4 protein-coding genes and 2 pseudogenes are annotated in these 6,700 nt (G+C 56.2%); 2 read left to right on the top strand and 4 right to left on the bottom strand.

The window, feature by feature from the left end; genetic code table 11:
• The coding region (locus tag F568_RS24545; protein WP_156817493.1) for a transposase at positions 1-250 on the top strand (250 nt) is incomplete at its 5' end.
• A gap of 135 nt (positions 251-385) precedes the next feature.
• Here the strand turns inward: F568_RS24545 and F568_RS23285 are convergent.
• The 3 genes and pseudogenes from F568_RS23285 to kdpA all read right to left on the bottom strand — a co-directional run.
• Positions 386-1,270, bottom strand: a pseudogene (locus F568_RS23285) (TrkH family potassium uptake protein); the annotation flags it as partial.
• Positions 1,258-2,232 carry an HAD-IC family P-type ATPase gene (locus tag F568_RS23280; protein WP_229804352.1) on the bottom strand — a complete coding sequence of 325 codons (975 nt, stop codon included), beginning with the start codon at positions 2,230-2,232 and terminating at the stop codon, positions 1,258-1,260. The gene F568_RS23280 and the pseudogene F568_RS23285, both read right to left, overlap by 13 nt.
• 138 nt (positions 2,233-2,370) lie before the next feature.
• Positions 2,371-4,089: a potassium-transporting ATPase subunit KdpA gene (kdpA, locus tag F568_RS0118385; RefSeq protein WP_019020233.1), complete on the bottom strand. Its 1,719-nt coding sequence runs from the start codon at positions 4,087-4,089 to the stop codon at positions 2,371-2,373.
• A 381-nt stretch (positions 4,090-4,470) separates the two neighbouring features.
• Here kdpA and F568_RS25035 point away from each other — a divergent pair, with 381 nt between their 5' ends.
• The gene (locus F568_RS25035; RefSeq protein WP_156817492.1) at positions 4,471-4,647 is read left to right on the top strand and encodes a hypothetical protein; all 177 of its coding nucleotides are present in this window, start codon (positions 4,471-4,473) and stop codon (positions 4,645-4,647) included.
• Between the two features lie 917 nt (positions 4,648-5,564).
• On the opposite strand, the pseudogene F568_RS24540 reads toward F568_RS25035, so the two are convergent.
• A pseudogene (locus tag F568_RS24540) lies at positions 5,565-6,642 on the bottom strand (IS3 family transposase).
• Between the last annotated feature and the right edge of the window lie 58 nt (positions 6,643-6,700).

Below are 6,700 nucleotides of genomic sequence, written 5' to 3'. Positions count from 1 at the left end.
AGCTTACGATCACCGACGTTGCCGCCGGTCATGTCAGGCTCGCGGCATCCAGCCTCGCATTGCTCGCCGGGGCGTGGAGGATGGTCAACGACTCGGACGCCATCGCTGGGTTGTCGAGCGGACCTTTGCCTGGCTGGGGCGAATGAGGCGGTTGGCTATACGCTATGAGCGCCGTGTCGATATTCATTATGCCTTCACGCTGCTGGGATGCTCGCTGATCTGTCTGAACAAGCTTCAAGGTAGGTTTTGAAAGGCACTGTTAAGGTTCATGCCGCTGTGCTGACTTCTCCTACTGTATGGCCTTACCTGACGGTCTATGCTCAGACTAGCTAGTCTTCTATATTTGCGCGCTCAGCAGAGCGCGCATGAGCGTAAAGGCTTTTACTTATTTCCTCCAAAACGTGCGGGTGAAAAGAACTACTACAGTTAGTATTTCCAAACGACCCATTAACATCCCTATACAAAGGAGCCATTTTGCTGGATCAGGCAAGGAAGTAAAGTTCCCAGCAGGGCCAATAATGTCGCCTAAACCATGGCCTACGTTTGCAACAGCCGTTGCTGCGCCAGACAGGGCGGTCAACATATCCAACCCCATCATTGCCAATCCGAGAGCAAGACCGGCAATCGTTAAGAAAAAGAAAAAGAAAAAGAAAAAGAAAAAGAAAAAGAAAAAGAAAAAGAAAAAGAAAAAATCGATAACACCGCGCACAACATCATCTTGAAGTCGACGCCCATTATAGCGTTGGGGAAAGAACCCGTTAGTATGTACTAAACTGCGTAGCTGGTTGGCCAGCGCTACTTGGCTGATTTGAAATCGAAATATTTTCATCCCGCCGCTAGTGGAGCCACTGCACCCGCCAACAAAGGTCAGATAAAAGAAAGCGGTGACGAATAAGGCCCCCCAAGTAGTGTAGTCCTCCGAAGCATATCCCGTCGTGCTTACGATAGAAATAACGTTGAAGGTTACATGGGTCAATGCATCAAATGGATCGCTGCCTTTTAAAATCCTATAGACCGTTAAAAGCACGATAACTATTGCTAAAAAATAAATAAGTCCTCTTACTTGCTGGTCATGCCAGATCGCAGTCCGTGTTTCCCTGATCGCACGGATATACAAGACGAAGGGAAGTGAAGCGCAGAGCATGAATAGCGAAGCCAGCCAAAGAATTTCAGGCTGGTTATTATAGGCTCCGAAAGAAGCATCGCTGTTAGCGAAGCCGCCTGTAGCGACCATTGTCATTGCATGCACAATGGCGTCTAAAGGGGCCATGCGCCTTGATCCCTGGCGAGTGATACGATAGAACGCCCCTCCGGGGTCGGGTCGTCCAGTGAGCAGAGATACGCCACGTCGCGCAACCGACCAAGGGCGATCTTGTCGCAGGGCGCGAATTCAGTAGCGCGACGGTCACCCAGTGTGATGGTTCCGGTCTTATCGAGCAGCAGAGTATCGATGCTGCCGGCGATCTCGACTGCCTTGCTGGACTTGGCGATCAGGTTGGCGCGCATCGCCCGTTTCATACCGGCGATCCCGATGGCTGGCAGCAGACCGCCGATAGTGGTGGGTATCAGGCAGACCAACAGCGCGACGAGCATGACCGGCGATGGCGTGATGCCGACGAATTCCGCCATAGGCACCAAGGTCACCACGACGATCAGGAACATCAGTGTCAGGGTACCGAGCAGCACTGTCAGGGCAAGTTCATTGGGTGTTTTCTGACGGTAGGCACCTTCGGCCAGGGCGATCATCTGGTCCAGCAGCGACTCGCCCGGGCCGACACGGACTTCAATGATTAACTCGTCTGACAGCAGTTGGGTCCCGGCACTGACGCCGCTGCTATCGGTGCCTGCTTCACGCAACACGGGGGCAGATTCGCCGGTCACCGCAGACTCGTTGATCGAACCGGCTCCCTCGACGATCTCGCCATCTGCGGGAATCAGCTCGCCAGCCACGACCCTGATACGGTCGCCGCGTCGCAGCGTGTCGGCGGCCACCATGGCTTCGTGATCATCCTTTAGTAACTTGCTTGCCCTGAGCTGGCCACGCGTGGCCCATAGGCTGCCGGCATGAGCCTTGCCCCGGGACTCAGCCAGCGCCTCCGCGCCATTGGCGAACAACACGGTCGCCAGCAGGACCAGGGTCACTGCCAGGGCGAAGGCGAGGCTTTCTCCCCTGGCAGTCGCCTGGCCGGTGTAAAGGGCACAGACAAGAGTGCCGATGCCGACCACGGCCATCACCGGGTTGCGGGCCAGAGAGCGCGGTCCCAGGCGAAGGAAGGCGGCCTTGATCAGGCCGCCCCAGTGGAGGCGCCTCGGTTCGCGATGCGTCGCAGAGCGGGTTTGGGTTGAGGTGGACATGGTGCCTTTTCTCCCTCAGAAGCCGAGTGCCAGCTGTTCTGCGACCGGGCCAAGCACCAACACCGGCAGGAAGCCCAGCAGGTTTATAATGACGATGACGCCTGCAGTGAGGCCGACGAAGGCGCCGCTGTCCATGGCCAGATTGCCTCGCCCTGTAGGAGCGGTACGCTTGCCGGCCAGCCAAGCGGAAACCGCCAGCGGGGCGAGCATGGGCAGGAAGCGCCCGACCAGAAGCGCCACGACGCAGGTCAGGTTCCACCAGGGCGTGTCGTCAGCCAGCCCCTCGAATCCGGAGCCGTTGTTGGCGAAGGCCGAGGTGTATTCATAGAGCACTTGGGACAGGCCGTGAAACGACGGGTTGGAGTTACCGGCCAAGCCCGGAAAAGCCACAGTCAGCGTCGTCAAACTGAGGATGATCAGGGGCTGGGCGAGGATCGCCAGCGAGATCCAGCGAATTTCACGGGTTTCCAGCGGCTTGCCCAGCAATTCGGGTGCTCGGCCGATCATCAGCGAACCGATAAAGGCGGCCAGCATCAGATACAGCAGGTAGCCGATCAGACCGACACCAATACCCCCAAAGGACACGTTGACGAACATGTCCATCAGCGTCACCAGCCCGCCCAGCGGATTGAAGCTGTCGTGCATGGCGTTGACCGCGCCGTTGGAGGTCTGAGTGGTCCAGCTTGCCCACAGCGCCGACATCTCGGGGCCGAAGCGAACCTCCTCGCCTTCCATGTTGGGGCTGCCGGCCGTGGCCAGGCCCTCGAACGCCGTGTTGGGCAGCCTTTCCGAGAGGATTGCAGTTGTCGAGGAGACCAAAGAGAAGGTCAGCATGATGGCCCCGATGCCTATCATCAAGCGGTGCCGTCCCGTCATGACGCCAACGGTGACGAGCAAGGCGACTGGAAACAGCAGCAGGGAAACGGTCTCGATAATGTTGGACAGCGGCGTAGGATTCTCCAGCGGTACGCTGGAGTTGGGTCCGTACCAACCGCCGCCGTTGGTGCCGAGCTGCTTAATGGCCACCATCGCAGCGACCGGGCCGAGCGGGATTTCCTGGGTCGCGGTGATCACGTCGTCCAGTGGTTTTACTGTTTGGGCACCCTGGTAGGTGCTCGGCACCCCCTGCCAAACCAGCAGCAAGGCTACTACAGTGGCGGCCGGCAGCATAACGCGCAGCAGGGTACGTACTCGGTCGCGGTAATAATTGCCTACGCTGATGTCTTGCGCTACCGCTTCGGATGGCCGCGTGCCGCTTGTTTTCATGAGTAGCACGCGGGCAATGGCCAGAAGCACCGCCAGGCCCGTGGCTGGGGTAACGAACTGCAAGGTCACGATGGCGAAGGTTTGGCTCAGGTAGGAGAGCTGGGCCTGGCCGGAGTAGTGCTGCTGGTTGGTGTTGGTGGCAAAGGAAACGGCCGTGTGTAGGGACGTGTCCCAGGCCATACTAGGGATGCCGTCGGGGTTTAGCGGCAGCAAGCCCTGGACCATGAATATCACCCAGGCCAGCAAGATCAATAGAACGTGCAGCTTGACAACGGCCCAGGCGTAGGCTTGCCACGTCATCGAGCGGTGCGCATCGATGTCTGCTAGTCGATACAGTACGGATTCGATGGGGCGAAAGACTCCATCCAGGGGCCCCTTTCGTGAGTCTTCAAAAGCGTGGGCCATATACAGCCCTAAGGGAAGCGCCAATCCTATGACCAGCGCATAACAGAATATGACCTCGTTCATTGCCGTCTCCTAGAACCACTCGGGCCATGAACAGGTAGGCACCGACTGCGAGAGAAAGGGATAATAAGAAGGTTTGCATGGCCTTGACTCCTCAGGGAAAAAGTAAGCCAAGCTTAGGGAGAGGAAGCGTAAAATATCGATTAGGCTTCTTAGGGCTGCCGTAAAAATGTCGTAAAAAAACAACTTTTGACAAGAGAACGAACCCCAGCTTTGTTAAGCTATGCCAGTTAAGCCATCATTATAAAGGTTGCGCTATGTGTGAAAAGGACTCGCCAATTATATTTAATGCTTATTCTGCTGCAACACAGTCAGTTAGCCCTGAAGTACGCCGAGCGCATGCTGTCGCAGCTGTTATGGAGCTGCTATCCATACGAGCTAGACATGAACAAGGCTTTGATTTCAGAAAGGAATTGGGAGCGCTTGGCAGCTACGCTGATCTCGTTCAAGACTCGCTTAATTTCTACAGAAAAGATGAATAGCTTTCAGGTTTCGCCTACGATCTCAGAAGTATTTACGGCACTAAGCTATGATTTAGCCGAAGCTGCTAATCACAGTTAGTAGATAACGACGCGAAAAAGATAATTCTCGGAGTGCGAAAACAGGCCGAGATCTATCTCGGATATTAATAGTTCAGTGGCAGGGGCTATCCTGTCTACATACCTCTAAATTCGCACCTAGTATTTATGCAAGGTCGGCCCCTTTTTCCTTCTCTGAACCATGATGCTGCGTGAAGGCCAGAGAGCTAGAAGCATCCCGCGCAAGCCGCCTGCTGTTAGCTGCGCGAAATCGGCTGAGATCCTTTGGATCCTCTGCGGTCCCCCAGAGCGCGTTGTGGGCGGGCGCATGATCGGAGGAAGAGCCTGCGACCTTTATTCTGAGGCTAGCCGATGATAGATGATCTCGAAACTGCAGCATACCGACAGCGCCGAGGATGACACCCCCTACCGCGATATACCGGGATTGGTAAGCTATTGTTTAGCGGTAAATTCGTGGCGATACATTAGGCTTCGGCGTTACTTGATACTTGGGACCCTTGAGCCTGGTGGCGCCATGGCGAAGCAAATAGACGAATGCTGGTTCTCCAGTATGCCGCGCTAGCACAGTCAAAATGATACGTTAAGCAGCGTTTCGCTTGCCCTTTGATGCCCGTTAGTCTGGCATTTTACTTGCCAGCAACAAAATCTTATTTTGACAACTGAAGTGGACCCCATCTGTTGAATCCAGCGTAAGCCTAGAGGAAAAGAGGACAGATAGTTCTGAATGCGAAAGCGATTCTCGCTGCCTCTGACGGAACTTAGCTCATGTCATCTTTTGAAGAATTCTATCATTCTTCTTCCGATCTCATCAGGCTGCTCTTCAGGCATGTAGTGGCCGCAATTTCGAACAATGCCGCCTTCGATATGGCTTGCTAAAGGTTTCATGGCTTCTGACCTTCCCCCTGGTTTAGGTCCGCCTTTGATGTGAGAAGCCGCTTTTCATGCACATTGCTGGGCATACGCTACAGGTGGTAAATAGCCCAGCGAGCTGTGCGGTCTGACGTGGTTATAGTGAGTTCTCCATTGCATAATTTCGTATCGTGCATCCGCCAGGCTCAGGAGCCAGTGCTGGTTGAGGCAGCCGTCTCGAAACTTGCCGTTGAAGCTCTCTATGAACGCATTCTGCGTCGGCTTGCCCGGCTGGATGAAGGCCAGGGTCACCTTCCGCTCACGCGCCCAGAAGAACATCGCCTTGCTGGTCAGCTCCGGCCCGTTATCGCAGACAATCGAGGTCGGCAGTGAGCGCTGCTGCGCGATCTCGTCCAGGAACCGAGCCAAGCGACGCCCGGAAATGGAGGTATCCACCAGTTGGCCGATACACTCCCGGCTGAAGTCATCTACGATATTCAGCACGCGGAAGCGACGCCCTGAGGCCAGCTGATCCGAGACAAAGTCCAGCGACCAGCGCTGGTTGGGGCGGTCCGGCAGTGGCATCGGTGTCCTCGGTCGGACAGCCGCTTGCGCCGGCGGGTTCGGACCTGAAGGCCATGTTCGCAGTACAGTCGGTAGGTACGCTTGCGGTTGATCACCAGGCCTTCCTGACGCAACAGCGCATGCAGCAGCAAGTAGCCGTAGCGGGGATAGCAGGTCGCCAAGGCTTGCAGGCGTGCCCGAAGCGGCGCATCGTCTCGCGGTATCGCCTGATACCGAGCCACGGATCTTGCCAGGCCCAGTAGTCGGCAGGCACCTCGCTGGCTGAGCCAGCCGCCTGTCACCAGGTGCTGTACCGCACGCCGCTTCGCTTCGGGCGTCACCACTTTCCCGAGACGATCTCCTTGAGGGCGGCATTATCGAGGGCACTTTCTGCCAGCAGCTTCTTCAGTTGAGCATTCTCGGTTTCCAACTCGCGCAGACGCTTGGCCTCCGAAACCTCCATGCCGCTGTACTTGGCCTTCCAGCGATAGTTAGTCTGCTCGGTCACGCTATTCTGCCGGGCCAGCTCGGCGATCGAGACGCCGCGCTCGTTGGCCTTGAGGATACTGAAGATCTGCTCTTCGGTATGTCGGTTACGCTTCATCGCGAGATCTCCTGCTATCAGGGTAAACGTAGCGGAAATCTCACATCGCCGGTGGGCT

It is taken from the genome of Modicisalibacter luteus DSM 23508, assembly GCF_000378505.1.
In the GTDB taxonomy this organism is placed as follows: Bacteria; Pseudomonadota; Gammaproteobacteria; order Pseudomonadales; family Halomonadaceae; genus Modicisalibacter; species Modicisalibacter luteus.
This window is presented reverse-complemented; position numbering and strand designations above follow the sequence as displayed.